24 protein-coding genes are annotated in these 23284 nt (G+C 52.2%); 11 read left to right on the plus strand and 13 right to left on the minus strand.

The features are described from left to right. Nucleotides 1-42 precede the first annotated feature (42 nt). The gene (cysK, locus tag DPQ22_RS00820) at nucleotides 43-1026 is read right to left on the minus strand and encodes a cysteine synthase A (RefSeq protein ID WP_150212690.1); all 984 of its coding nucleotides are present in this window, start codon (nucleotides 1024-1026) and stop codon (nucleotides 43-45) included. A 208-nt stretch (nucleotides 1027-1234) separates the two neighbouring features. Between cysK and DPQ22_RS09085 the strand changes: the two genes are divergently transcribed. Together DPQ22_RS09085 and DPQ22_RS00830 are read left to right on the plus strand one after the other, a co-directional pair. Further along, nucleotides 1235-1543 (plus strand): hypothetical protein, encoded by a 309-nt coding sequence (locus DPQ22_RS09085; RefSeq protein ID WP_246681417.1) that lies wholly within the window; start codon nucleotides 1235-1237, stop codon nucleotides 1541-1543. 197 nt (nucleotides 1544-1740) lie between these two features. Next, complete coding sequence (locus tag DPQ22_RS00830) at nucleotides 1741-2568, plus strand: class I SAM-dependent methyltransferase (RefSeq protein ID WP_150212691.1); 828 nt, start codon at nucleotides 1741-1743, stop codon at nucleotides 2566-2568. Nucleotides 2569-2873: 305 nt separating this feature from the next. Here DPQ22_RS00830 and DPQ22_RS00835 read toward each other — a convergent pair whose 3' ends face one another. From DPQ22_RS00835 to gyrB, 4 genes are all read right to left on the minus strand, one after another. Continuing rightward, nucleotides 2874-3362 carry a cyclic nucleotide-binding domain-containing protein gene (locus DPQ22_RS00835; protein WP_150212692.1) on the minus strand — a complete coding sequence of 163 codons (489 nt, stop codon included), beginning with the start codon at nucleotides 3360-3362 and terminating at the stop codon, nucleotides 2874-2876. A gap of 241 nt (nucleotides 3363-3603) precedes the next feature. After that, entirely contained in the window at nucleotides 3604-4284 is a 681-nt protein-coding gene (locus tag DPQ22_RS00840) for a hypothetical protein (RefSeq protein ID WP_150212693.1), read from the minus strand. Between the two features lie 15 nt (nucleotides 4285-4299). Next, on the minus strand, nucleotides 4300-4746 hold the full coding sequence (locus DPQ22_RS00845; RefSeq protein WP_246681422.1) for a Panacea domain-containing protein: 447 nt from the start codon (nucleotides 4744-4746) through the stop codon (nucleotides 4300-4302). 200 nt (nucleotides 4747-4946) lie between these two features. After that, nucleotides 4947-7394 (minus strand): DNA topoisomerase (ATP-hydrolyzing) subunit B, encoded by a 2448-nt coding sequence (gene gyrB, locus DPQ22_RS00850; protein WP_150212801.1) that lies wholly within the window; start codon nucleotides 7392-7394, stop codon nucleotides 4947-4949. A 249-nt stretch (nucleotides 7395-7643) separates the two neighbouring features. On the opposite strand from gyrB, the gene DPQ22_RS00855 reads away from it, so the two are divergent. Beyond that, entirely contained in the window at nucleotides 7644-9080 is a 1437-nt protein-coding gene (locus DPQ22_RS00855; RefSeq protein ID WP_150212695.1) for a DNA cytosine methyltransferase, read from the plus strand. 61 nt (nucleotides 9081-9141) lie between these two features. After that, nucleotides 9142-9879, plus strand: coding sequence for a SinI family restriction endonuclease (locus tag DPQ22_RS00860; protein ID WP_150212696.1), 738 nt, complete (start codon nucleotides 9142-9144; stop codon nucleotides 9877-9879). Nucleotides 9880-9895: 16 nt separating this feature from the next. Here DPQ22_RS00860 and DPQ22_RS00865 read toward each other — a convergent pair whose 3' ends face one another. Next, a complete protein-coding gene (locus tag DPQ22_RS00865; RefSeq protein ID WP_425305132.1) occupies nucleotides 9896-10570 on the minus strand; it encodes a response regulator transcription factor in 675 nt (224 codons plus the stop codon). A 109-nt stretch (nucleotides 10571-10679) separates the two neighbouring features. On the opposite strand from DPQ22_RS00865, the gene DPQ22_RS00870 reads away from it, so the two are divergent. Continuing rightward, entirely contained in the window at nucleotides 10680-11306 is a 627-nt protein-coding gene (locus DPQ22_RS00870) for a L,D-transpeptidase family protein (RefSeq protein ID WP_150212698.1), read from the plus strand. A 54-nt stretch (nucleotides 11307-11360) separates the two neighbouring features. Here DPQ22_RS00870 and DPQ22_RS00875 read toward each other — a convergent pair whose 3' ends face one another. The 4 genes from DPQ22_RS00875 to tsaD form a co-directional block, all read right to left on the minus strand. Next, nucleotides 11361-11777: an EVE domain-containing protein gene (locus tag DPQ22_RS00875; protein WP_150212699.1), complete on the minus strand. Its 417-nt coding sequence runs from the start codon at nucleotides 11775-11777 to the stop codon at nucleotides 11361-11363. Between the two features lie 80 nt (nucleotides 11778-11857). Beyond that, nucleotides 11858-12145, minus strand: coding sequence for a YciI family protein (locus tag DPQ22_RS00880; protein WP_150212700.1), 288 nt, complete (start codon nucleotides 12143-12145; stop codon nucleotides 11858-11860). Nucleotides 12146-12224: 79 nt separating this feature from the next. After that, nucleotides 12225-13232 carry an NAD(P)H-dependent glycerol-3-phosphate dehydrogenase gene (locus DPQ22_RS00885; protein ID WP_150212802.1) on the minus strand — a complete coding sequence of 336 codons (1008 nt, stop codon included), beginning with the start codon at nucleotides 13230-13232 and terminating at the stop codon, nucleotides 12225-12227. Nucleotides 13233-13291: 59 nt separating this feature from the next. Continuing rightward, nucleotides 13292-14770, minus strand: a complete 1479-nt coding sequence (gene tsaD / locus DPQ22_RS09355) for a tRNA (adenosine(37)-N6)-threonylcarbamoyltransferase complex transferase subunit TsaD (protein WP_338140464.1) — start codon at nucleotides 14768-14770, stop codon at nucleotides 13292-13294. A gap of 295 nt (nucleotides 14771-15065) precedes the next feature. On the opposite strand from tsaD, the gene hemC reads away from it, so the two are divergent. The 6 genes from hemC (at nucleotide 15066) to DPQ22_RS00925 (ending at nucleotide 20644) form a co-directional block, all read left to right on the plus strand. Further along, nucleotides 15066-16004, plus strand: coding sequence for a hydroxymethylbilane synthase (gene hemC, locus DPQ22_RS00900; RefSeq protein ID WP_150212701.1), 939 nt, complete (start codon nucleotides 15066-15068; stop codon nucleotides 16002-16004). A 4-nt stretch (nucleotides 16005-16008) separates the two neighbouring features. Continuing rightward, a complete protein-coding gene (locus DPQ22_RS00905; protein WP_150212702.1) occupies nucleotides 16009-16782 on the plus strand; it encodes a uroporphyrinogen-III synthase in 774 nt (257 codons plus the stop codon). Between the two features lie 127 nt (nucleotides 16783-16909). Further along, the gene (locus DPQ22_RS00910; RefSeq protein ID WP_150212703.1) at nucleotides 16910-18304 is read left to right on the plus strand and encodes a hypothetical protein; all 1395 of its coding nucleotides are present in this window, start codon (nucleotides 16910-16912) and stop codon (nucleotides 18302-18304) included. Between the two features lie 19 nt (nucleotides 18305-18323). Next, the gene (locus DPQ22_RS00915; RefSeq protein ID WP_190323076.1) at nucleotides 18324-20000 is read left to right on the plus strand and encodes a heme biosynthesis HemY N-terminal domain-containing protein; all 1677 of its coding nucleotides are present in this window, start codon (nucleotides 18324-18326) and stop codon (nucleotides 19998-20000) included. Nucleotides 20001-20121: 121 nt separating this feature from the next. Further along, entirely contained in the window at nucleotides 20122-20364 is a 243-nt protein-coding gene (locus tag DPQ22_RS00920; protein WP_190323077.1) for a type II toxin-antitoxin system Phd/YefM family antitoxin, read from the plus strand. Beyond that, complete coding sequence (locus DPQ22_RS00925; RefSeq protein ID WP_150212706.1) at nucleotides 20354-20644, plus strand: type II toxin-antitoxin system RelE family toxin; 291 nt, start codon at nucleotides 20354-20356, stop codon at nucleotides 20642-20644. Before DPQ22_RS00920 ends, DPQ22_RS00925 begins: the two co-directional genes overlap by 11 nt. 29 nt (nucleotides 20645-20673) lie before the next feature. Here DPQ22_RS00925 and DPQ22_RS00930 read toward each other — a convergent pair whose 3' ends face one another. The 3 genes from DPQ22_RS00930 to DPQ22_RS00940 all read right to left on the minus strand — a co-directional run bounded on the left by DPQ22_RS00930 (nucleotide 20674) and on the right by DPQ22_RS00940 (nucleotide 23158). Further along, nucleotides 20674-21435, minus strand: coding sequence for a carbonic anhydrase (locus tag DPQ22_RS00930; protein ID WP_150212707.1), 762 nt, complete (start codon nucleotides 21433-21435; stop codon nucleotides 20674-20676). An 85-nt stretch (nucleotides 21436-21520) separates the two neighbouring features. Next, nucleotides 21521-22381 (minus strand): pyridoxal kinase, encoded by an 861-nt coding sequence (gene pdxY / locus DPQ22_RS00935; protein ID WP_150212708.1) that lies wholly within the window; start codon nucleotides 22379-22381, stop codon nucleotides 21521-21523. A 93-nt stretch (nucleotides 22382-22474) separates the two neighbouring features. Continuing rightward, on the minus strand, nucleotides 22475-23158 hold the full coding sequence (locus tag DPQ22_RS00940; protein ID WP_150212709.1) for a YggS family pyridoxal phosphate-dependent enzyme: 684 nt from the start codon (nucleotides 23156-23158) through the stop codon (nucleotides 22475-22477). Nucleotides 23159-23284 lie beyond the last annotated feature (126 nt).

Raw genomic sequence — 23284 nt, forward strand, 5'->3', positions numbered from 1 at the left:
CTTTAATTTGCCGCTTGTCCGCCCTGGCTGTCAAGCGCCGTTTTATTCCGTTATGCCGGCAAATAAAGCAGTGGACAAATAACGCTCGGCAAAATCGGGAATAATGGTGACAATGGTTTTGCCCTTGTTTTCTGCCCGGCGGCCAAGCTTTACCGCCGCCGCTACCGCCGCTCCGGCTGAAATACCCGCGGCAATACCTTCTGTTTTTGCCAGCAGGCGCGCCGAAGCCACCGCTTCTTCATTGCCAATAGTGATAATTTCATCATAAATATCTGTATCCAACACTTTCGGCACAAAACCGGCACCAATACCCTGAATTTTATGCGGCCCCGGCGCCCCGCCCGATAAAACGGGAGAATCCTGCGGCTCAACGGCAATAATCTGCACAGACGGTTTTTGCTCTTTTAAATATTTGCCGGCGCCGCTAATAGTGCCGCCCGTGCCAATGCCGGCAACCAGAAAATCTATTTTGCCCTGGCTGTCATGCCAGATTTCCGGCCCGGTTGTCTGATAATGCTGTTGCGGATTGGCCATATTTTCAAATTGCTGCGGCATAATTGCATGTTTTTCCTGTTTGAGCAGCTCTTCTGCCTTGGCAATCGCCCCTTTCATGCCTTGCGCTCCTTCTGTTATCACCAGCTCTGCTCCTAATAATTTCAGCAATTTCCGCCGCTCAATCGACATAGTCTCCGGCATGGTCAAAATAAGTCTGTAACCTTTGACAGCGGCGGCAAAGGCCAGGGCAATGCCGGTATTGCCGGAAGTAGGCTCAATCAGCACAGTCTTGCCCGGCACAGCCCTGGCCTGCTTTTCCAGCGCCGCAATCATGGCAATACCGATCCGATCTTTCACGCTGGCCAGCGGGTTAAAAAATTCCAGCTTGAGCAGCAAATCGGCACCGAGTTTCTCCTGTCTGGCAAAATTGCGCGCCCGCACCAGCGGCGTATCACCAATCGTCTCAAGAACAGAGTCATAAATGCGCCCCCGCCCCGCCGATTTGCCAAATAGTGTTTTTTGCTGTGCCATAAAATGCTCCTGTTAAGCGGCTGCCGGCTTTGCGCCCTGCCCGCACTGATGCTTTTTGCTTTTTATCATAAAGATAAGGCTATTACAGGCCTTAAAAGCAAATAAAGCTTGCCAAATGTGCTGCGCAAGATAAATTATTGGTCTAAAGCCTGGGAGAAACCGAGACGCCTTTAACCGCAGACAGGCTAAAGGCAGGAGGAAACAGTCTATGATTTTAAATAAATTCGCTCAATATCGCGCCGACAAAAAAATATTCCTCACCTTTTTCCCTGTTGCGGCTCTGGCTGTCTCGGCCTTAACTGCTTGCGGCACGGTAAAAAATGTGCCGCATAATGTTTCCAACTGGGCGGGGAAAGTGGCCAGACCGGAAGCGCAAATGCCGACAAGCTGCAGCGGCTGGCAAAAAATTGAGCTGAAAAATCACAGCCGCTATTTATTGATGCAAAAAGATCAGAAATTATTGCTCAATATTGATGCGCATAATTTACGCGGGCGCAATATGGGCTGCTGGACTTGAATAAATTATCGGCGCAGGCGGCGCAAAACAGTGCCTATATTATGTCGATTATGCCGACAAAAGGGCTGGGTGCGGGACAGAAGCGCCGGCAGTGTTTGCTGAATGTGCGATAAGTGGTGCTCGATGCCGGGCGCGCAGATAAATTTATTTAAGTTTGCGGTGTAATTTAGCTGTGTTTTTGGCTGTTGTGGAGTATTATGCCTGTCACCCTTGCCTCGCTTAAAAATTTTTACCGCAGCCCGCTGGGCAAAAAACTGGCGCAAGATTGCGCTCATGGGCTGGCGCGTCTGTCTCCTCCCGGCAAAGAGGATATAATTATGGGTCTTGGCTATACCCGGCCTTATCTGGAAAAATTTGCCGGCAGCAGCCGATCACTGGTTTTTATTCCGGCAGCAATAAGCAACCCCGGCATTGAGCCGCCCGGCCCGGCAGCGCCGGGCAATAATGCAGATAAGCGCCATAGCCGAAAACAGGCAGCACCCGGCTTTGTCGCCGGGCCGGAACCTGTAATAGTGGAAGAAGACTATAAATTTCCGCTCAATGATGCGGCGGTAGAATGTGTTCTGGCAGTTCACGCGCTGGAATTCAGCCCCAATGCCCCAATCATGCTGCGGGAATTATGGCGTATTCTGGTGCCCAATGGCCGTCTTATCCTGATTGTCCCCAATCGGCGCGGCCTGTGGGCGCATGCGGAAAAAACGCCTTTTGGCCATGGCCAGCCTTATAGCCGCCGGCAACTGGCAGAAATTTTAAGCGGCAATGGCTTTGATTTTGGTGAAATTTATGAATATGCGCATTTTTTGCCGCATAAAACCTGTCGTTCAACTCTTTTCTCTCAAGCTTATGAAAAACTGGCCAGGCATTTTTTCCCTTATTTTGGTGGCGTGCTGATGGTGGAAGCGCAAAAGCGGCTTTATAACCCGCTTTTAACGGCCAATACCAAACGGCGCCTGAGTTTTTTGCCGGATTTCGCCCCGCAAACGGCAAGCCTGAAACCGCAAAATTTTGCCCAAACGGCCAAATAACACCGCCTTAAAATCTTTATTTGCTGCCCCCTTTATTTGCTGCCAGAGCATGAGAAGCTTCAGGGGCACTGCGCCGGGCAGAGACAAAACGACCCCTGTTTCAGCCATTTCATGATTTGAGCGTTTTTTCTGATTGGGTATATTTTCCAAATTCTACACCCGTTTTTCTTGCCGGCGGCAGCCTGTTCGATTTTCCGGTGCGCCGCATTTATTTTGCGGGCATCTGTATTCCAGCCATATTGCGGCCGGATATGGCAATAATACTGTATCCGGCAGAGACAAGGCGGCTATTATCCGGGCACAGCTCAAACTGAGGCCAAAGCACGCGCCCGGTTTTCCAGCCGCATGGTCATAGATTGGAAATTGGCAAAAATATAGGTATAGAGCCGGGAGCGCATATCGGCACTTTGTTGCAGTTGCCGCCGAAAAGAAGTGCGGTTAATACGCAATACATCGCCTCTTTGCGCCACATAGGCGCCGGTTTCGCGCCTTTTGTCGGAAATAAGGGCAAAAGCTCCCAATAATGTGCCGGCTTTGACAGCATAAACCACCTGACGATATTCTTTTATCCGCCTGTCTGCCCCCAGGCTGCGCCTGACAGGCTGGAACAAATCCACGCGCCCGCCCAGCACTATATAGGCGCAATCGGCAATATCGCCTTTTTGATACAGCTCATGCCCCTCATGCAAACGCATGCGCTCTGCCCCAAATACCAAAGCGCGTAATTGCTGTTCCGGCAGGCAGGCAAAAAAGCCAAGCCGTTTTAAAACAGTCATTTCTGCTTCAATCGACATTACAACACACCCTTTACAATAGAATAGCCGTCCTCAAGCGCTTTTCTATTTAGAGCTTTGCTGCTTGTCGTCTAAGTTACTGAAGAATAGGGTTTAAATATAGTAAATATAAATTGCCATTATAGCAGCTTATGAAGTTGGTAATTGCTTTATTTTAATACGAATCTGGCAGAAAATATACTTATATATTATGGCATACTTCGGCATATGCATCATTTATACACAGATGGAAAGAAAATATTCAACCTTTTTTAGCCATTTTATCGGCAGCGCTATTTAATAATCGGTCAATCAGCTCATGTGTTTCCGGCATATCCATTCTATCGCTCAAAACAAACAGCGCTAAACCTTGCAAAACCAATAGAACTACCGGTGCCGCCCAAGTATGAAAAATCGAAAAAAAGACAATATCCAATAGAGTCAAGCTGCCAAGGACAAAAATAAACCAATCTTGTCGACGGCGGCGGTGAAGCTGTCCAATAATATTTTCTTCACGCGCTTCACGCGCAGTAATATCTACGGCAATTTTCCGGTAGCGTAAGCCAAATTTTTTCGGCAGTATGAAGCTTAGCTTGATTATTCTCCAACATAAGAATCGTCTTTTAACCCTGATAGGTAACTGAAATAAAAGACAGCCAATGAGCCACAAAACAACAAAACCCAGCTCTAAAAGCAGCAGAATTACCGGCAAATACCATTTTTCTAAAATGGTAAACAACACTAAATCTAATAATAAAGGAGATAAAAAGACAAAAACATAGCAGTCACAGCGGCAAACTTTTTCCAGCGCTTTAATCTGGCCATCAAGATTTTCTTCCGCTTTTTTAAGCTCTTCAACGTCAGGATAGTTGCTATGCTTTCCGGCCGCCGCTTTTTTGGTAAATTCGGAACCGCCCTTATCGCCCTCAGTGGGCTGGGTCATCTTCTTTTCCCCCGCTTATTGGTTCAAATCCTCATTATATTCATCAATAATATCTTGGTTGGGGATAGGAATGCCTCTCATGCCGTTACGATAATTTCTTGCCCAGGCACCACCTCTTTTGTGTGTTATGCTGACAAGGTGTCCGCCGGATAAATTTCCCAGGCTATCAAGCGCTTCTTTAAGAATTTTCGCTTCATTTGAGTTATCTTCCAACTGCGTATAACTGCGAAAAATATTGCCGACAGGTTCTGCCCCGTAAATCTTCAGCTTATGATGCAAAACCGGGCAAACAGGGCCATAGTCCCATGCTTCAAATGCTTCGCGAATAAGAGGCTCTCCCCGCTGGCGCCCCAGATAAACCATATGCGCCAGATAAAGGATTTTCTGCATTTGCAGATTGGTTAATGACCAATCTGATCGCTCGGCCAAATATTTCGCTGCTGAAAAATCCGAAATGGCCATCACGCTCTCCTCAATTTTCCTGCAGGAGATATAGATTTTGTCTCTATAATAAGGCAATAACTTATTATAGAGACAAGGGACTGCTATAATAGATGGAGTCGCGCCGGCAGAAACAAAGCGGCCAAAATAAAAACCTGCCTCCCTGTGGGAAACAGGCTTAAATCAAAGGTTCCGGCGCCTGACTTTATCTGCGTCTGGCTTTACACATCAAGATTGGCGACATTCAGGGCATTTTCCTGAATAAAGTCGCGGCGCGGCTCTACCTGATCACCCATCAGGCGCGAAAACAGCAAATCCGCATCGCCGGCATCGGTCACTTTCACCCGCAAAAGTGAGCGCGCGTCCGGGTCGAGCGTTGTTTCCCATAATTGTTCGGCATTCATCTCACCCAGGCCTTTATAACGCTGCATAGTCAGGCCTTTACGGCCATTGGCATAAATACTTTGCAAAAGCTGCAAAGGCGCGTAAACAGCCTCAACCCTGCCTTTGCGCTGCAATGAAGCCGGCTGTTGATAAATTTCATGCAAATGCGGATACAGGCTGTGCAAACGCCGCGCATCGGCTGAAGCGAGCAAAGCTTTGTCCAGTCTCAAAACTTCTCTCACCCCGCGCAGGCTGCGCTCAAAGCGCAAGGCCTCTTCCTCCGGCGCATAAAAACCCTGCCAGCCTTTTTCCAGTTCTTCAGCAAGATTATCCAGACGCCCGGCCACCAGATCGGCCGCCGCTTGCGCGGCCGTGGCGGAAGCAAAAACTTCCGGCGTCAATATTCCGGCGATTGCCGCCTGCTCCACCAGAATACGATTATAACGGCTATGAATATTATCCAGCAAACGCTGGATTTTGCGCGCCTCCTCAATGATCAGGCGTAAATCCTGCCCGCCGCGCTTTTCGCCATTGGCCAGCTCCAGCACTGTTTCTTCCAGCCCGGTATCCAGCAAAAACTCCTCAAAATCCGCTTCATTTTTAATATATTGCGAAGATCTGCCGCGGCTGACTTTATAAAGCGGCGGCTGGGCAATATATAAATAGCCGCGCTCAATGAGCTCCGGCATTTGGCGGAAGAAGAAAGTCAGCAGCAAAGTGCGAATATGGGCGCCGTCAACATCGGCATCGGTCATAATAATAATTTTATGATAACGCACTTTATCGGGGGTAAATTCATCTTTGCCGATAGAAGTGCCGAGCGCCGTTATTAAAGTGCCAATCATATCGGAAGACAGCATGCGGTCAAATCGCGCCCGCTCAACATTGAGAATTTTGCCGCGCAGCGGCAAAATTGCCTGATTTTTACGCGAGCGCCCGCTTTTGGCCGAGCCGCCGGCAGAATCTCCCTCAACAATGAATAATTCCGATTTTGCCGGGTCGCGCTCCTGACAATCGGCCAGCTTGCCCGGCAGAGAGGAAATATCCAAAGCACTTTTGCGCCGGGTTAAATCCCGCGCTTTGCGCGCCGCCTCACGCGCTGCCGCTGCCTCTACCACTTTGCCGACCAGAATGCGCGCTTCCGAAGGGTGCTCTTCCAGCCAGGCGGAAAGCGCCTCATTAACCAGGCTTTCCACCACCGGCCGCACTTCTGAAGAGACTAATTTATCCTTGGTCTGGGAAGAAAATTTCGGATCGGGCACTTTAACCGACAAAATTGCCGTCAGCCCTTCACGGCAATCATCGCCGGTTAATTGCAGCTTTTCCTTTTTGGCAATGCCCGATTTCTCGGCATAACCGGTAATTTGCCGGGTTAGCGCGCCGCGAAAGCCGGCCAAATGGGTGCCGCCGTCCCGCTGCGGAATATTATTGGTAAAGCACAGCACTTTTTCATGATAGGAATCATTCCACCACAGCGCCACTTCCACCGTCATGCCGTCCTTTTCCCCTTTAATATAAACCGGTCTGTCGATAAGCGGGGTGCGGGCGCGGTCAATATAGGCGACAAATTCTGTCAGCCCGCCATCATAATGCAGCACTTCCTCGCGTTTATCGGCATGGCGATTATCGGTCAGGACAATGCGCACGCCGGAATTCAGGAAAGCCAGCTCGCGCAGCCGCTTTTCCAGCGTTTCAAAGTCAAAATCCACCATTGTAAAAGTATCGCTGCTCGGCAGAAAGGTTACTTCTGTGCCGGTCTCGGCACCGCAATCGCCAATCACTGCCAGCGGCGCTTCGGCCACACCATGGCGAAAGTTAACTTCATGCAATTTGCCGGCGCGTTTAATGCGTAATTGCAATGAGACAGACAAAGCATTAACCACCGATACCCCCACCCCATGCAAACCACCGGAAACTTTATAGGAATTCTGGTCAAATTTGCCGCCGGCATGGAGTTGGGTCATAATCACCTCGGCGGCGGAAACCCCTTCAGTCGGGTGAATATCAGTGGGGATACCGCGGCCATTATCGGTCACTGTGCAGGAGCCGTCAGCATTCAAGGTGACGGTAACGAGATCGGCATAACCGGCCAGAGCTTCGTCAATAGCATTATCGACCACTTCATAAACCATATGATGCAGGCCGGAGCCGTCATCAGTATCGCCAATATACATGCCCGGCCGCTTGCGCACCGCGTCCAGCCCTTTGAGCACTTTAATCGAATCCGCCCCGTAACTGCCCGGCTGTTTGGCCGCATTTACGGGCTTTTGCTCAGGCTGCGTCATTTCCGGCTGTTCTTTATCTGATGAAGTCATAATTACCCGCAAATCCTGTTGCCCCGGCGCGGCGGCAAGCCGAACCGCCTGCCCCGCCCTATTGCGGGATTTATTATAGAACAAACCGCGCCAAATGCCAAGCGGAGGGCTTTCACTTTATAAAGCTACCCTTTCCACAATATATAACGAACAGAATATTGCCACAGCGTTTTTATGGCCGTAATCATTGGGTATATAAATTGTTTCGTGAGCGAACCTATGAATATTCCCTTTATAACCACCAAAGAAGCTGCCCAAACTCTTAAAATTTCAGAGCAGTATATTCGAACGCTTCTGCGAGAAGATAAACTGGAAGGGCAACAATTAGGGAAAGCCTGGTTTATTTCTCCCCGCTCCGTAATCAGATACAAAAATCAGCAAAAAAGGCAAAATCCGCCAGACAAACCTAATACTCAGTCCTACAAAAATGAAATCAAGGCTCTGTCTTTTTTTTCCGGAGCTATGGGTCTTGATCTCGGTTTGGAAAAAGCCGGGATAAAACTGTCTCTTGCCTGTGAAAGTGATAAATTCTGTCGTCAGACGATTCTGCGCAACCGCCCTGATATTGCTTTAATTGGTGATATTACAACCTGTACGCCGGAGCAGATTTTAGATTATGCCGGCATCAAAGCAGGAAATATAGATATATTTGTCGGCGGGCCGCCCTGCCAGACTTTCTCCACAGCGGGAAGCAGGCGCGGTTTTAACGACAAGCGGGGGAATCTTCTTCTTGCCTATATTGATCTTATTTTGAAACTTCGCCCTCAATATGCCGTTATCGAGAATGTGCGGGGGCTTCTTTCCGCCCCCTTAAATCACAGACCTCATGCACAACGAGGTGAAGGAAAAGCGCCTTTGCAGCTTCATGAAAGGCCTGGCGGGGCTTTATCTCATATTATAAAAATTTTGCGCGAGCATGGTTATAATATCAGTTTCAATCTCTATAACACCGCCAATTACGGGGCACCGCAAATACGTGAGCGTGTCGTTATAATATGCAGCCTCAACGGTTCCAGACTGCCTTATCTCAGTCCTACACATTCAGACGATCCGGCTTTTGGCTTACCGGCCTGGCGCAATTTAAAAGATGCTATAAGTGATTTAAATCCCAGAGAGGCAACATATATCAATTTTCCGGAAAAACGTCTGGTTTTTTATCGCCTTCTCAAAGAAGGACAATATTGGAAACATCTGCCTGAATCTTTGCAAAAACAAGCTTTGGGAAAAGCTTATTATTCCGGAGGCGGCAAAACAGGCTTTCTGCGGCGTCTTGCATGGGATAGACCCAGTTGCACTTTAGTCACGCACCCCGCAATGCCGGCAACGGATATTTGCCACCCTGACGAAGACAGACCTCTTAGCATTCAGGAATATAAGCGCATTCAGCAATTTCCTGATGATTGGGTCATCTGCGGCTCGCTAATTGACCAATATCGCCAGATAGGGAATGCTGTCCCTATAGGATTAGGTCAGGCTATAGGGAAAACGATTCTTGCTCATATGAAGGGCGAGCCTGTTGAAAATCCAAAATTTTTCCCTTATTCCAGATATAAGAATACAAGTGATACAGCTTGGGAAACTAATATGAAAAATACTCAAAGGAAATTTGAGGTTACTGCCTCAAAAGGAGCAGATCTGTTCTCGGCAATGGCCTAATCAATACTTGCCATGGACAGATTCTACTGTTAGTAGATTCTGCTTTCAGGGAGCGCAAGCTATGACTCACAATGATAATATAAATTCGGCTTTAATGTTGATTAGAGAACAACAGCCTCAATCTGAGAGCCCGTTTATAATTATCATAGAATTTCTGAAGGATAATCCAGAATTTGCACCAGTTATTAGAAATCGAAACTTCGGGACAGAAGAATATAATAGAAGCCTGGCGCAAAGATTTATCAAAGGCAGAAAATTACGTGCGCCGACTCCTCCTGAGACAATCTCCGATGAAATGGTCAGTTTTATTATCCATAAATATTTTGGCATTCCAAATGCCGAATTATCAGAAGCCAAAAAGCTGCATAATTTATCTATGGCTGCCGAGAATCTTATCGGCGAATTATTAGAACGCTATATTGCCAGCATTGTTAAAAACCATGGCTGGATATGGTGCTCGGGATCTGTAGTAAAGGCTGCCGATTTTATCTATAAAGACGCCGGCGGGCAATGGCAGATTTTGCAAGTTAAGAATCGCGATAATTCCGAGAATTCTTCATCATCTGCAATTCGGAAAGGAACCACAATCACAAAATGGTTCCGCAGCTTCTCCAAAAAGCAGGGCGATAATTGGGATAATTTTCCTCTCCAAATTACTGGCACAGTTCGATCGGAGGTTAAGTTCAGGGGTGATGGCATTAAAGGCGTTGTTTCCACAAGAACAGACACAGTTCTATCGGAAGTTGATTTCAGAGAATATGTAGCAGCTTACTTACAGCAATTAAAAAAAGCAGCATGACCACTCGTTCATCATCTTACGGCGCTAATTTGTAGCCGCCTTGCACGGTCAGTAAAATTTGTGCATTAGCAGGGTCTTGTTCGATTTTCTGGCGCAGGCGGTAAATATGGGTTTCCAGCGTATGGGTGGTAACGCCGGAATTATAGCCCCAGACTTCTTCCAGTAAAGTTTCGCGTTCCACCGCCCGGCCTTCCGCCTGATAGAGATATTTTAAAATCGCCGCTTCCTTTTCTGTCAGGCGAATTTTCCCCTGGGCTTTATCCAGCAGCAATTTTTGCCCCGGCTTTAAAATATAAGGACCAATGGCAAAAGCCGCATCTTCGCTTTGCTCATATTGGCGTAATTGCGCCTTGATACGCGCCAGCAAAACCGTCAGGCGGAAGGGCCGGGTCACATAATCATTCGCCCCGTCCGCGCCCAGCCAGGCGGCGAAATCTTCCTCACCCTGGCCCAGCAGAATAATCGGCGCGCGCAAACCGTCAGCGCGCAAATGGCGCACAAATTCTTCATTCAGCTCGCCCCCCGCTTCAATAATCAACAGGTCGGGAGCGATTTTGGCCATAATAGCCCGGCCGCTTTGTCGGTCTTTAGCGGCAAAAACCGCAAATTCCGGCAGGCTGGCCAGCTCTTCCTGCAATAAGGCCCGCAGCGCTTCATCATCTTCAATGATAAGAATTTTATGCGGCATAATTTCGCCTTCCCGTCTCGCACCCCGATAATTGCGCTTTTTTCTGCCTTACCCTATATAAGGGAGCACACAGTTTTATAAAACCCCTTTCCCCCAATATTGCGGCTGCTCTATGCTGAAAAAATATGCCCCTATTGCCAAAATTTACGTGCGCGCTCTAGGTGGTGATAAACAGCGCGGCATTATGCAGGCGGGCAATCTGCGCCTGCCTTGCGCCTTGGGACGCGGCGGAATCAGTGCCCGCAAGCGCGAAGGGGACAGGGCAACGCCGCGGGCGAAAATGCGCATAGTAGCAGGGTTTCGCCAAAATCATCAAAGCCTTTTGCCGGTTTGCGGGCTGAAACTGCGCCGCATACGCGCGGGTGACGGCTGGTGTGATGCTCCGGGAGACGCCAATTATAACCGCCCGGTTCGTCTGCCTTATAAAAGCAGTGCTGAGCCGCTTGCCCGCGCCGATAATCTCTATAATATTGTTTTTGTGCTGGATTGGAATATGAAACCGCGGATAAAAGGGCGCGGCTCCGCCATATTTCTCCATCTTGCCCGAGCAAAAAGCCAAACAGATACAGAAGCACGGCAGCCAGGCCGCAATAATCGGGCAGCAGAAAAGCCGGCGCGGCGCAGCCATGCAACCCGGTTGTTCCACCCGACAGCCGGCTGCATTGCCCTGCCGCTGCACGCTATGCGCCGACTCATGCCTTTGCTCCAGCAGGGGGCAGAAATTATTGTCCTTGGCTGAAAACGGCGCGCCATTTTTGACAGCAAGCGCCTTGCCGCAAACAGCGCCTGTCGCTCAAAGCAGCCCGCCCATATGGCATATTTCCTGCCATTCCTGCTCCCGCACCGGCTGAACAGAAAGGCGCATGAATTTTACCAGCGCCATTTCCGCCAAAGCCGGATTTTCTTTAACTGCGCGTAATGAGACCGGCCGCGGCATGTCCCGCACTGCGCGAATATCCACACATTGCCAGCGCTCATCGGCAGTCGTTGCGTCCTGATGTGCCAGGCGGCATATTTCGACAATGCCGACAATCTCCAATCCTTCATTGGAGTGATAGAAAAAGCCCTTATCGCCAAGCTGCATGGCACGCATATTATTACGCGCCTGATAATTGCGCACTCCGTCCCATGGCTCACCGGCGGCACCGCGGCCCTTTTGCTGCTGCCACGACCATGTTTTCGGCTCAGATTTAAACAGCCACCAGGCCATTGCCGCACTCCTTGCAACCCCAATATCACCAAACCGGCCGCCCAAAGCATTGGTGCCGCTTTTCAATATTTAACCGCCGGTCAGCCTTCCGGGGCATTCAGCACCCATTGCCAGGCACGCACCTCTATAGCAGCAAAAATACCGGCTTTATTATAAGGGTCGCTTTTTGCCGCCTGTTGTGCTTTGGCATAAGTCTCAGCCTCCAGCGCCAGCATAGAACCGCACATAGCGCCTTTTTCGTCAAGAAAAGGACCGCCAAAACGCACAGCCTTGCCGAAACCCTGCCAATAGGCCAAATGCGCCGCGCGGTGCTGCTGCCGGAGCGGCAGAACTCCCGACTTGTCATAACAGGCTATAATATAAAGCATAGTCTACCCTTTCTTTTATAATTTCTGCCCGCAACAAAAGCCTTGCTTTGCTTCACGGCACCCGCCGATCCCGGCGCCGCTAGTCTTCAAATTTCAGCGGCCGGGCAAAAAACTGCCGCACTGCCGCTGAAATAGTTGTTTCACCCGCCAGCAGTGCTGCCACCATAAATATTAGCGGTGCTTCCAGCCTGTGCTTACGGCATAAGGCCGCCGCTACCGGCGCTGTCGCCACGCCTTCGGCCAAAGGCCGGCCGGTCAAATCTTCCCCCCTGGCCAGGGCTGCGCCATAAGCATAATTGCGCGATTGCGGTGAAGAACAGGTTAAAACCAGATCTCCCAAAACCGCCAGCCCGGCCATAGTTTCTTCTCTGCCGCCAAAAGCGCGGCACAGGCGGCGCAATTCAGCAAAACCGCGGGTAATAAGCGCGGCCTGAGCACTGGCACCCAGGCCGCAGCCGGCGGCCATGCCGGCAGCCAGAGCCAGTACATTTTTCAACGCGCCGCCAATTTCCACCCCAATAATATCGGTAGAAGCATAACAGCGAAAAACCGGAGAAGAAATACAGGCAGCCAGATCCTGCGCCATGGCCGCTGTCTCTGCCGCCAATGTTACCGCCGCAGGCAGGCCGCGCGCCACATCGACAGCAAAAGACGGCCCCGATAATATGGCTATTACCTGCTGCGGTAAAATATCGCGCGCCACTTGCGCCATAAATTTGCCGCTGCCGCGCTCTATGCCTTTGCTGCACAAAACCAGCTTTGCCTGCGGCGCAATATGCGCCTTTACAGCCTGCAAACCGGCGCGCATAGCCTGCGCCGGCAAAGCGGCAAGGATAATTTCTGCCTTTGTCAATACCGCCGGCGCTGCCACCGCCCGAATTGCGGCGGGCAAAATAATATCCGGCAAAAAAGCGCGGTTTTGCCGGGCAGTATTCAGCTCTTCTGCCTGTTCTGCCCGGCGGCAATATAAGATCACAGGCGGCAAAGACGCATTATTAACCGCCAGTGCCGCGCGTTTGCCCGCCAGCATGGCCGCCAGCGCCGTGCCCCAGGCGCCGCCGCCCAGAACGGCAATTTTCGGCTCCAAAGCGGCAGATTTGGCGCCACGGCTTTGCCTGTTTTCTATCATGCTTTGCCTGTTTTCTATCATGCTTTGGCTCCCTTGCGGCCGGAACCGATTTTGGCCGGGGCTGATATATCCAGCGGCCAGCGCGCCCTGGCGGCAAAATCCAGCCCGCTTATCATAGAAACGCCCGGCCGGCCGCCGGCCGCCGGCCTGGCCTCACCCTCCTGAGCTGCCAAATGCTCTGCCCCGGCCCAGGCTATCATGGCCGCATTATCTGAGCATAGAGCTGAAGGCGGCACTACAAAAGCAAAATCCTGCGCGGCGCAGAAATCCTGCAAAGCGCAGCGCAAGGCGCCATTGGCAGCAACACCGCCTGCTGCCACCAAAACCGGCCGGCACCCCGCTTTTGCCGGTACAAGCCGGCGATAAAGAGCAAAAGCATTATGCAGCCGGTCGATAATAGTTTCAATAATCGCTGCCTGAAAGGCGGCGCATATATCGGCGATTTGCTGTTCGTCCAAAGCAGGCCGGCCGCCGGCGGCCTTTGCCTGCCCGGATTTGCCCTCTTCTACAGAGCAGCCGGATATCCCGGCCGGTGAATCGCCGCCGGCTTCGCCATGCCTGTTTTGCGCGCTTGCGCCTTCCCCTTCGGTTTGCCTGCTCCAAACCCCTTCGGTTTGCCCGTTCCGTGCCCCTTCGGTTTGCCCGTTCCGTGCCCCTTCGGTTTGCCCGTTCCGTGCCCCTTCGGTTTCTTGCTCGCGCTCGCCGCCGGGCGGGCCTGCTCCGCGCTCATTATCCTGCGGGGCACCGCCACGGGCCAGCCTGTCCAACCTTGCCCCGCCATTATCTTGTGGGGCACCGCCGCTATCTTCCATCAAGAGCAGCGCGGCGCGGCGCACGGCCGTTTTCAGGCCGGAAAAAGAAAAATCGCAGCCCGGCTCACCTTTTAGCGGCCGCGGCAGCACCAGTCTTTCGGCCCGGCCTTTTTTGGCCGCCTGTTCCACTGCCGGGCCGCCGGGATAAGGCAGCCCCAAAAGCCGCGCTATTTTGTCAAAACTTTCGCCCAGCGCATCGTCCAGACTTGTGCCCAGCCTTTGATACTGCCCCAGCCCTTTTACCAGCACAATTTGCGTATGCCCGCCGGAAACCAGCAGCAATAAATAAGGAAAAGCAATATTATCTGTCAGCCTTGCCGTTAAGGCATGGCCTTCCAAATGGTTAATCGGCAAAAACGGCCTTTCTGCCGCCAGCGCCAGAGTTTTGGCAGTGGTCAGCCCCACCAGCAGGCCGCCAATCAGCCCCGGCCCGGCCGTTGCCGCTATTGCATCACACTCGGCAAGGCGCATATTTACTGCCGCCAGCGCCCGGGCAATTAAATTATCCAGCAATTCAACATGGGCGCGCGCGGCAATTTCCGGCACAACACCGCCAAAAGCCGCGTGCTCGGCTAGCTGGCTGCGCACAATATTGGCCAGAATTCTGCCCGTGCCGTCAGGACGCCGCTCAATAATGGCGGCGGCAGTCTCATCACAGCTTGTCTCTATGCCCAAAACTCTCATACTGCCTGCCTCTACCCGCCTGCCGCCTTTATTATTGTCGCTGTTCCCGGCGCAAAACCCCGCAGGTTTTGCCAAGCAGCTTTGGCCGTCTCATCACAGCCTGTCTCCATGCCTGAAACTCCCACAGGCTCATCTTCCTGATTCCTGCCCCGCGCCGGGCTTGACGCCGGGCAGGCGCTCTCTTACTATGGCGCTATTTCGCCCATTATTGCCCTATCGGCTCAAAAACACGCAAGCCGCGGTCACAACCAGCCGGCCGGCTGTTTCTTTATAAGCCGTATTACGGATTAAGTCCATGCAAAGAGCCAGTTTAAAAATCGGCACTCGCGGCAGCGCGCTGGCGCTGGCCCAGGCACAGTCTGTGCGCACGGCTTTGCTGCACAGCCATGGCCTGCCGCCGCAAAATGTTGAAATTATCCCTATTTCTACCCAGGGAGACCGGCTGGCCGACCGGCCGCTTGATCTTATTGGCGGCAAAGGCCTGTTCACGCAGGAAATTGAGGCCGCACTCGCCGCCGGGCGCATTGATATTGCCGTTCACTCGGCCAAAGATATGCCGGCTGTGCTGCCGCAAGGCCTGCATTTATCTGTTTTCCTGCCGCGAGAAGACCCGCGTGATGCTTTTATCGGCCGCTGGGTCACAAAACTGGCAGATTTGCCGGCGGCGGCGAAAATCGGCACTTCCTCTATCCGCCGCCGGGCGCAGCTTGGCCGCCTGCGGCCGGATTTGCAGATTGTGCTGCTGCGCGGCAATGTGCAAACCCGGCTGGAAAAATTGATAAAAGAGGGAATAGACGGCATATTTTTGGCCTATGCCGGGTTAAAGCGCCTCGGTCTCTCTGCAAAAGCCACTGAAATTTTGCCGCTTGACCGCTTTGTCCCTGCCCCCGGGCAGGGTGTTATTGCCGTTGAAAGCCGCAAAAACGATAAGCGGGTAGATGCCCTGCTGGCGCCGCTTAATGACCGCAAAACCTGTATTGAAACAGCCTGCGAACGCAGCTTTATGGCGGCGCTGGACGGCTCATGCCGCACTCCGCTGGGTGCTTACGCACAATTAAACGGGGAAAAATTGCATATTCACGGCATAATTCTGGCGCCAAACGGTGCAATATTCCACGAAATCCGCACAAGCGGCGCGCTGGAAGAAGCCATATTTTTGGGCGAGCAGGCAGCGGCAGAGCTGAAAGCGCGGGCGGGTGCCGGCTTTTTTGCCGATTGGAAAAAGGCAGAATAATAGCATGCCTGTCTCTGCCTTTCCCCCTGCCTCTGCCGGAGCAGCGCCGGCAAAAAGCCGCCCTGCCGCCGCAGTTTCGGTGTTGATTATCCGGCCGCCGACAGTCGCCTTGCCGGTGGCAGAGAGATTGCGCCGGCGGGGTTTTGCGCCGTTTATTTTACCGCTTAGCCGCATAGAGACACGGCCATGGCAATGGCCGCAATCGTCCTGTGCCGCGTTACTGGCCGGCAGCGCCAATGCCTTTTTGGTCATGCCGCCGGTGCCCGCCGCGTTCATGACCGTGCCGGTTTATTGTGTCGGCAGCAAAACAGCGCAGGCAGCCCGGGCAAAAGGCTTTGCCAATATTGCTTATAGCGCTGAAAATGCCGAAGATTTATGCCGTTTTCTGCAACAGGCCGGCCGGCCGGCCGTTAAAAGCGGGCAATGGCTTTATCTGGCCGGGCAGAAGCACCGCCCTGTTATTGAAGATTTCCTGGCGGCAGAGCATATTGCCTATCATATAATATGCACTTATGATACTATAGGGCAAAGCCCGACAAAGGCGGAATTGGCGGCCCTGCCGCCAAAGCTGGATTATGTGCTGCTCTATTCTGCCTTAAACGCCGCCCATTTGCCGGTATTAAAGTCGCATATTGCTGCTGAGACAAAAATTTTGTGCCTTTCTCCCCGTATTGCCGCCGCTTTGCCGCCGCCTTGCCGCCAACAGGCCTTTATTGCGCAAAGGCCGACAGAGGCGGCATTGCTTGCTTTGCTGCCGCCCGCAGCCCGTTGCGCCTGAACAATGACTTGCCTCACCCGCCTGTCTGCGCTAAAGCTTAAGATAAATTACCGCCAATAAGTTTTTATTCAGAAAAAAGCTGTATGCTGTGGCGGGATAAGCGCAAATAAGGGGAATATTAGCCAAAATGTCGCCGGGAATTATGCCGAATAGCGGCACTGCTGCCAAAATTTTGCCTGGAGCCGAGCCTGTGGGCGATTTTGCCGCGGCAAAAACAGCAAAAGCGACAAAACCCGCTTTTACCCCCCCGCCGGCTGCCAAATCATTGCGAACAGCAGTGCCGGCAGCAGCCGTGCCCGGGCGCAAACAATGCAGCCTTTTCCTGCTGCCGCTTTTTATCGCAGGGTTAAGCGGTGCCATTATTGCCCTTTTGGGCAATAATGCGCTACAGCAAGCAGGTTTTTACCCAGGCAGCGCCCAGTTGCCGCCGCCGGCCGCGCCAGTTATTGCCGCTGAGACGGGAATGCAGGCTCAGGCTGCCGCAGCAGAGATAGAGGCTTTATTTGCCCAAAAAGCGCAGCAGCTTGATGAGCAAACCGCTCAAGCAGCGCAAATTTTGCAGGATATAGAGCATAAAGCCGCGCAAATACAGCAAAGCCGACCGCAAAACAGCGATGAAGCGCCAATTACTGCGGCCGAAAGTGCCGAATTTAAGCATAGGCTGGCGCATCAGGCGCGCGAACAGGCGGCCAATAATCGGGCGCTGGCCGCCCTAAAAGAGGCAATTATCGCCACTCAGCGCCGCAATCAGGAAATTTTATTCAAGACCAATGCCCTGCGTGAAGAAGTGGCTCTGCTTGATAAAAAACAGCGGCAGGCGCAAAATGGCGCCGCGCAATTACTGGCTTTGCAAAGCCTGCAAACCGCTTTTACCAGCGGCGCGCCCTATGCTGCCGAATTACAGATTTTCGGCGCGGCGATGCCGCAGGCTTTAAACACTCCGGCGGCTGCCTTTATGCCGGCAGATCCTGAGCAAAAGCAAGGCAACCCGCAGCCGGAAACACCGAAACAGGAACCTGGGCAAGCGGCAGGGCAAGCAGCCCAATATCTGACTATGGGGGAGGCTTTGGCGCGCTATCAGGCAGGCGGTCTGCCGAATAAAGCCGTGCTGGCGCGCGATTTTACCCTATTGGCCGACAGGCTGGCAGCACAGGGGGCTGATGCGGAACAAAGCGGCAATTTGCGGCAAAGCTGGCAAAACCGGCTGGCGCGGTGGATTACTGTCAGGCCGCAGGGCAAAACAGGCGGTTTAGCGGCGGGTGCCGTGCTGGCGCGTATGGAGACCGCTTTGACTGAAGGCGATTATAAAACAGCGCTGGGAGAGGCTGCCGCTCTGCCGCCACAGGCACAGGCAGCGGCAAAGCCTTATATGGATATTATCCGCTTACGGCTGGCAGCAAATGCTTTTTTTCGTCAGGCGGCGCAGGCGGTCTTTTCCCCCGCCCGTCCGGCGGCAGATCCGGTGAGTGGCAGCAATATTATGACAAAATCAGGTGAAGAGACAAAGCCGCACACCCCATAATAGCTTGATGGAAAAGGCCATGTTCCGTATTGCGATTGCTGTTTTATCAATTCTCCTTATCGGGGCAGGTTTTGCTTTTCTGGCCGATTATCCGGCCGAAATTGTTTTATCCCTGCCGCATTGGCGCATTACGCTGACACCGGCGGCGGCGCTGGCAATTTTTCTGGCAGGCTTTTTTGTTTTATGGCTGGCTGTGCTGGTGCTGAAAATAGTGACAGCGCCGTTTTTCTGGCCGTCAATTCTGCGGCGGCATAAACGGGCGCAGGCCTGTCAAGCTTTATCGGCCGGGCTGCTGGCAGCCTTTACCGGCGACACGGCACAGGCGCAGACGCTGGCAAAAGAGGCGCAATCTGCCCTGCCGGCAGATAAAGAGCCGCTCACAGCGCTGCTATTGGCGCAGATAGAGGATTTGCGACAGGCGCAAAAACCGTTTTTTACCTGTGCCGAACATATGCGGCGAAGCCTGAACCCGCAAAAACAGGAGCAGGCAGCAGAAAGGCCAAACAAAAGCAGTGCCGAATATTTGGCAATGCTGCGGGCTGGAAGCCAGGCCGGGGCCGGCGGTAAAGGCGGCTCTGCCATGCGGCTGCCGGCGTTGACAGCTCTTTACCGCCGGCGACAAGCGGCAGGCGATAATGCCCGGGCAGCCTCTTTGGCAGCCGCGGCAGCTTTGGAAAACCCGGCTCTTATCTGGGCAAGCATGGCCGCTATTGCAGCTGAGATTGAGGCCGGCGCCTGGGACAAAGCGCTGGAGCTTTATGAAAATTTTGCCAAAGCCTGGCAAAAGGCGGCCAAACGAGATAAATCAGGGCACCTGCAAGGCGCATTGGATTATTACAGGCAGGTTTTATACTGCGGGCAGGCGCGCGCTTTATTCCCCTATCACCCGCATCAGGCGCGGCAAATTGCCTTGGCGGCCGTTAAAATCTGCCCGGCTTTTGTCCCGGCAATTACGCTGGCGGCGCAAATTCTGTTTCATCTGCATGAATGGCGCAAGGGAGAGAAATTGCTGCAAACACAATGGCGACAAGCGCCCCACCCGGATTTGGGGCGTGTCTATATTAAAGCCGGCGGTCTTATTGACAGCCCCGCCAAAAGGCTGGAGCGGGCGCAAAATCTGGCCGCTTTAACGCCCGATAATGCGGTGGCGCACAGGCTGGTTGCAAAGGCTGCCTTTGCTGCCAATGATGATATTCTGGCGCGCGAACAGCTTGATAAAGCAATGGCGCAAGAGCCAGACCGACAGGGTTTTATTTTGCTGGCCAGGCTGGCGCAAAAGCACAATGAAACCGAACAAAGCCGGCAGTTTTTGGCCAAAGCGCTGACCGCCCCGCTCGAGAAAGCCTGGTGTGCCGATGGGCAAAAACTGGCGCATTGGCAGGCTTTGGCGCCGATAAGCCGCCGGCTCGGTGCCTGTCAATGGCAAAGCCCGATGCCGGTTTCGATTGTCGCAGCAGCGGATTTGCAGTTTTTTTTGCAGCCGCAACCGGAACAACCGGCGGCAACAGCCGCAGACACAGCAGGGAAAACACCGGGCAACAAAAACAAACAATCCCTGCCTGATATTGAAAAAGCGGCGCGCGGCGTGGCGCGAATTGAGCCGGCAAAACAGACAGGCAGAAAACAGGCGGCGAAAACAAAAAATCCGGCCTATATCAATGTTGATAATCCCGGCGTGGCAGATAAAGAAGAATAGACGGTATTTATAGGATAATTCCGGCTCGCAGATTTTTCGTATTATATCAATTTGTGTTATATAATGCGCTATCGTATAAAAATTTACAGTCTGTCTTCCTGCTTATAAGGAGATAATGCCAATGATTGATTATATTTTAACGGAAAAAAGCGCGCATCTTTCTGATTTACGAAATAATCTAAAAAAAATTACGGGAAAAGGTGAAGCTGTTGCCATTTTGAGCCGCAACAAGCCCGTTTTTTATGCTGTTCCTTTGGAAGTATTTGAAAATATGCTGGAGCAGATCGATGATATGCAGCTTGGCAAAGTGATAAAAAAAAGGCGAAGACAACCCTCGGTAAAAGTCTCTATTGATGACTTATGAGCTGGAATTTAAGCAAAAAGCTTTGAAGGAATGGCAAAAACTTCCTTTTAATATTCGTGAATATTTTAAAAAAGCCCTGGCAAAGCGCCTGCAAAATCCGCATATTCCGGCAGCGAGGCTTTCCGGTGCGGATTTTGTGAATTGCTATAAAATCAAACTGCGCAATGCCGGCTATCGTCTTGTTTATGAAGTTGAAGATGACAGGCTGGTTGTTCTTGTCATGGCTGTTGGCCGCCGCGATAAAAGCGCCGTTTATAAAATAGCGCATAAGCGGGTTTAAACGCACCTCTCCAGAATTTTTCCGGCAATTTATCTGGTTTGCTTGGCGCTGTCAGCCGGCGACAACAGGGCAAAGGCACCTTTTTCTTCGTCCAGCAGCCATAATTCGGCCGAAGCAATGTCAAACCAGGCCGCATGCAGTGCTAATGCACCTTGTTCTTCTGCCGCCTTAATCCATGGAAAGCTGCGCAAATTTTTTATCGAGAAACGCAAAGAAATGCGCTCCAGCTCTTGCTGCCTTTCATATTGCGTCATTAAAGCATTGGCGGCCACCGCCTCTACGGCCGGTTTTAATAATTGCATCCAATCACCGATAAAATCATATTTCGCCGCCGTCTCACTGGCCGGCGACCTGTCTGCCCCGGCGGCAAAACGGCTCAGCCCGGTGCAGGAACACGGCTCTGACCCGCCGCTGCCCGGCGCCATTACCTCGCTCCCGCCTGCTCCTTCCAGAGCGGCCTGAATACCGCCGCAATGGCCATGCCCCAGCACAATAATATGCTTGACCCGCAAACTCTTGACCGCATATTCCAGCGCTGCCGAAGTCGCATGAAAATGGCCGTCCGGCTGGTAAAGCGGCACTTGATTGGCAATATTGCGGGTTACAAATATATCGCCCGGCCCCATATTAAAAATAATTTCCGGCGCGGCGCGGGAATCACAACAGCCGATGATCATAATTTCCGGCTTTTGCCCCTCTTCCGCCAGGCGGCGATAAAATTGCGGCTTGGCGGCAAAATCTGTCAGAAAATCCCGATAACCCTGTAGCAAAACCTGCGGAAATTCTCGCATAAAACCTGCCTGTCCTGATAAATGTCTGACACTGACCCTTGGCCATAAAGGCCTGTTGCGGAAAATCTGTTATTTTGCTGTTACCTCAGACAAGTCTGGTAAGCTCTACCTTTTCCGGCGGCGCTGCCCAGTCAAACGGGGCAGAGGCCAAAGCCAGCTCATCGGCGCCGCACTGCAATGTCCATGACAGGCAGGCATAAACAGCGGCACAGGTCTTTTGCACCAGCTCCTGCGCTTTTGCCCCGCGCAAATAATGGAATAAAAACAGCGAAGCAATAATATCGCCAAAACCGTTAAGCTCTGTGGCAAAAGCGGGGTGCTCGGCCAGCCACACTTCTTTACCGTCATAATAAAGATTGCCCATGGCTTCCGGCCTTATCGGAAAAGCGGAAGAAACAAAAAACGGCCGGTTAAAGCGCGCTTTTATTGTCGCCACCATGGCAGCATTATCGTGAAACTGCTGCCCGCACAGCCACTCCAGCTCATTGCGATTCGGCTTGACCAGATCGGCCATTGGCACCAGTTTCTCCCCCACTGCCCGCATCACTGATTGCAGCACATAAGGGCCGTTTTCATTACCCATAATCGGATCACATAAAAACAGGCAATCAGGCCGCTTTTGCTTTAAGTTTTTAATTAAATCGGCAGCAATTTCCACTTGCTCAGGTGCAACAAAATAACCGCTTATAACAGCGTCAATTTCTGTTGCTTTGGGTGAAGCGGCAATATCCGCCGCAAAGGCGGCAAAATCTGCTGCCGTCACGGCCAATTTATGCGACACGCCCTGGCGCGGCTGCCACGGCATAATAATTGTCGGCATGGCCCAAACGCTAAAGCCCAACTGCTCCAACACATAAATATTGACGCGATTGCCCACTGCACCGCGAATCACCTGGCTGGAAATCACCAGCACGGTTTTTGCTGTTTTTTCGGTTTTATTACGCATAATCCTCTCTTCCTTCCCCAAATCTGTTACGATTATGACCGCCGGCAGACACCGCACCCGCCAAATGGCGGCAGATTTTGCCCGGGCGCATTTTCATAATTTTGCCCCCGCCGGCGGCCGCGTGCCAAACAAAGCCGAACCCAGCCGCACTTGCGTTGCGCCAAAGGCGATTGCCGTTTCATAATCCTGCGACATGCCCTGCGAGAGCTTTTTCACCCCGGCCTGCTGCGCCAGCCGCTCCAGCAGGGCAAAATACGGGCCGGCATTTTCCCCCCTTGGCGGCACACACATCAGGCCGATAATATCAAGCCCATAGACGGCACGGCAATGGGTGACAAATTCCACTGTTTGCGGCGGCATTATTCCGGCTTTTTGCGGTTCACTGCCAATATTCACTTCCACATAAAATTGCAACCTGCGCCCCTGCCTGCGGCATTCTTCTGCCAATATGCGGGCAATTTTATCCCGATCTACCGATTCTATCACCTCAAACAGCGCCACTGCCTCGGCCGCTTTATTGGATTGCAGCGGGCCGATAAGATGCAGCTCAATATCGGGGAATTGTGCGCGCAAAGCCGGCCATTTGGCCTTGGCCTCCTGCACCCGATTTTCACCAAAAGCGCGCTGACCGGCGGCAAGTAAAGGCAGCATGGCCGCCGGCGGAAAAGTTTTGGCCACCGCCAACAGGGCAATATCCTCCGGCTCGCGGCCGGCAGCAAGAGCGGCTTTGGCTATTTTAGCCAGAATATATTGCCTGTTATCCGCTATTGCTGTCATTGTTCCTGTTCCCTCATTCCCGATTTTTGCTGCAAATCTATCTGCAAACGGCATTGCGGCTGCTGTTTCCCACTTCTGCCGGGCGCAGGCTGATAAAATACTTTACACTGCGGCAAAAAGTGTTTT

Origin of the sequence: Candidatus Tokpelaia sp. (genome assembly GCF_008636115.1) — a bacterium.
Taxonomy (GTDB): Bacteria; Pseudomonadota; Alphaproteobacteria; order Rhizobiales; family Rhizobiaceae; genus QLZD01.